The sequence below is a fragment of the Nocardiopsis halophila DSM 44494 genome (genome assembly GCF_000341245.1).
GTDB classification, from domain to species: Bacteria; Actinomycetota; Actinomycetes; order Streptosporangiales; family Streptosporangiaceae; genus Nocardiopsis_A; species Nocardiopsis_A halophila.
Genome location: NZ_ANAD01000193.1, coordinates 1 through 2,590 on the forward strand (window position 1 = coordinate 1; position 2,590 = coordinate 2,590).

Sequence of the window (2,590 nt, forward strand, 5' to 3'; positions counted from 1 at the left end):
CCCAGCGGACGTGCCCCCTGAACGGCGTCGACATTACGCACCAGGCACGTGCAGGCCAGGGTCTTCGGGCCGGTCCGGCCCACTCCCACCAGCCAGAGCACGGTGTCCCTTCACCCTTCGGCGTTCTGGAGCTTTCGGCGGCGGCAGGAACACCGGGCCGCGGGCACCACCGCCGCGTCCGCAGCCGCTGCAGCGAGACCCCCTCAACGCTCCGAGCCTGGTCGGCCGCCCCTCCTCACGCCCGCTTACGCGCCCTTGAGCTTGGCCCAGGCCTTGCGCATGCCCTTCAGCCAGCGGTCCCGGTCCTGCGCGCGGCGGCGCTCGAACTCGGCGGCCTCGGGGTGCGGCAGGATCAGGAAGCGCCCGTCGCGCAGCGCCGCGGCGACGCAATCGGCGACCTCCTCCGGCTCCAGGTACTGCCCGCCCAGGCGGGTGGAGGCCGATGAGCCGTCGCCCGCGGTCATGGCGGTGTTGACGCCTTGCGGGCACAGGCACGAGACCCCGATGCCCTCGTCTCCGTGGCGGATGGCCAGCCACTCGGCGAGCGCCACCGCGCCGTGCTTGGTGACGGTGTAGGGGGCGGTGTCGAGGTTGGTCAGCAGCCCGGCCGCCGAGGCGGTGACCAGGAAGTGGCCGCCGCGCCCGGCCATCCGCGGGAAGAGCGCGCGGGCCGCGTAGACGTGCGCCATCACGTGCACCCGCCAGGACAGGTCCCAGTCGGCGTCGTCGCCCAGCCCCTCGCCCGCTCCGACGCCCGCGTTGGAGCACCACAGGTCGACGGGGCCGACGCCGTCCCAGATCCTCTTGACGGCGGCGGCGACGGCTCCCTCGTCGGCGACGTCGAACGCCTCCCAGGACGCGCGGGGGCCGAGCTCCTCGGCGGTGGCGCGGGCGCGCTCGCCGTCCCGGTCGGCGACGACGACCCGGGCCGCGCCGTCGGCGAGCAGCCGTTCGGCCACGGCGCGGCCGATGCCTCCGGCGGCGCCGGTGACGACCGCGATGGTTCCGGGGACGGAGAAGGTTCCGGGCACGGGGACTCCTCGGAGTGGGGGGCGGAGCGGTCGGGGTCAGGCGGAGGGGGCGAACACCAGGCGGCCCACGGTCGCGCCGTCGGCCAGCCGCTGCACGCCGTCGGCCAGCCCGTCGAACCCGACCCGCTCGCTCACCAGCGGCTTTANAGCCCGTCGAACCCGACCCGCTCGCTCACCAGCGGCTTGACCAGGCCCTTGCCGGCGAGTTCGGTGAGGTGGTCGTGCGCCTGGGGGATGAGCTCGGGGGCGCGGCGCTGGTACAGGCCCCAGTGCAGGCCCAGCAGCGAGTAGTTCTTGATCAGCACGTGGTTGAGCGCCTGTTCGGGGATGGTCCCGGAGGCGAACCCGATGATCACGATCCGCCCCTCGAAGGCGATGCACTTGGTGGAGCGCGCGAAGGAGTCGCCGCCGACCGGGTCGAAGACGACGTCGGCGCCGCGCCCGGCGGTCTCGGCCTTGACGACCTCGACGAAGTCCTGCGAGCGGCGGTCGACCACGACGTCGGCGCCGAGCTCGGCGGCCACCCGGGCCTTGTCCGGCCCGCCGACCACGCCGATGACCCGCGCCCCGGCGGCCTTGGCCAGCTGCACGGCGGCGCTGCCCACGCCGCCGGCGGCGGCGTGCACCAGCACGGTCTCGCCGGGCTGCAGGGCCGCACGGCGGTGGAGGGCGAACCAGCCGGTCTGGTAGCCGATGAACAGCGAGGCGGCCTCGTCGTCGGTGAGGGCGTCGGGGGCGGGGAAGACCGCGTCGGCGGGCATCAGGGCGTACTCGGCGAAGGCCCCGTCGGGGAGGGAGGCGGTGCCGAGCACGCGCGTGCCCTCGGCGGGGGCGGACGCGCCGGGCCCGGCCTGGACCACCTCGCCGCACAGCTCGACGCCCGGAGTGAAGGGGGGATCGGGCTTGATCTGGTAGGTGCCGCGGCACAGTAGCGCGTCGGGGAAGTTCACCGCGGCGGAGCGCACCCGGACCAGGACCTGGCCTTCCCCGGGCTCCGGACGGTCGACCTCCTCCACCCGCAGGACGTCCTTCGGCTCGCCGGGGCCGTGCACGCGCAACGACTTCACTTCCGCCTCCACCTCATGGGGATACCAACCGGTCGGTAATCGTCGTCGGCCAGTGAATCGCGCACAGGCACCCCCGTCAAGGGGCGGACGCGGGTGCAGCGACCTCCTCCCACCCGGACGGCTCGATGGCGGCGCCGCACCGGCGGCCCGGCCGAACGGGTCCACCCCCGCCCACATCCACGGCGCCCGACGGGTCCGCACATGGCCAGGGCAGTGAGCAGCGACGACAGGGCCGGGCGGTTCCCCGGGGCCTCCGGTCGGCCGCCGGGCCCCTCGCGGTCCGGCAACAGCAGCGGCAACGACGGGACGGCAGGTGCCCCACTCACGGCTGCCAGCCGGGCGGCGGGGCCCCGGCGGTACCGGCGGCAAGCAGCGACGGCGGCGCAGGCGGGTACCCCGCTCATGGGCCCCGGCCGGGCACCGGCCCGCCGGAGTGCGGGGAGATGGGCGGCGACGGGGCGGCAGGTACCCCGCTCCGGCCTGCCTGCCGGG

Annotated in this window: 2 protein-coding genes; both read right to left on the reverse strand. The window is 75.5% G+C overall.

From position 1 onward, the window contains the following. Positions 1 to 245: 245 nt before the first annotated feature. Positions 246 to 1,031, reverse strand: a complete 786-nt coding sequence (locus D450_RS0121945; RefSeq protein ID WP_017540790.1) for an SDR family oxidoreductase — start codon at positions 1,029 to 1,031, stop codon at positions 246 to 248. Between the two features lie 143 nt (positions 1,032 to 1,174). Continuing rightward, on the reverse strand, positions 1,175 to 2,275 hold the full coding sequence (locus D450_RS30910; RefSeq protein WP_241483241.1) for an NADPH:quinone oxidoreductase family protein: 1,101 nt from the start codon (positions 2,273 to 2,275) through the stop codon (positions 1,175 to 1,177). Positions 2,276 to 2,590: the final 315 nt, after the last annotated feature.